Raw genomic sequence first — 469 nt, 5'->3', positions numbered from 1 at the left:
GTCTGCGGCCGAAGGACCTCGGGCGGGCGACGCCGCGCACGTCCGAGCCCCGCACGCACCTGTCGATGGGCGAGCACCAGGCCCTCACGACCGCGCAGTGGGGCATCACGCGCGAAGCGCAGGACGAGCTCGCGCTGCGCAGCCACCAGCGCCTCGCGGCCGCGTACGACGCGGGCTTCTTCGACGACCTCGTCACGCCGTACCGCGGCCTGACGCGCGACGCGAACCTGCGCGCCGACTCCTCGCTCGAGAAGCTCGCCGCGCTGCGGCCGACGTTCGGCCTGGGCCTCGACACGCCCGCGACCATGACCGCCGGCAACTCGACGCCGCTCACCGACGGCGCGTCGACCGTGCTGCTCGGGTCGGCGGACTGGGCCGCGGCGCACGACCTCACGCCGCTCGCCGCGGTCGTCGACGCCGAGGCCGGCCCGGTCGACTTCGTGCACGGCGTTGACGGGCTCCTCATGGC

Annotated in this window: 1 pseudogene; it reads left to right on the top strand. The window is 75.5% G+C overall.

What is annotated here, in order from left to right:
* Nucleotides 1–469 (top strand): annotated as a pseudogene (locus G3I71_RS47115) (acetyl-CoA C-acyltransferase); the annotation flags it as partial.

It is taken from the genome of Streptomyces sp. SID12501, from assembly GCF_010550245.1.
Classification (GTDB): Bacteria; Actinomycetota; Actinomycetes; order Streptomycetales; family Streptomycetaceae; genus Streptomyces.
Note: the sequence above shows the minus strand (reverse complement) of the source record. Positions and strands in the feature narration are given on the sequence as shown.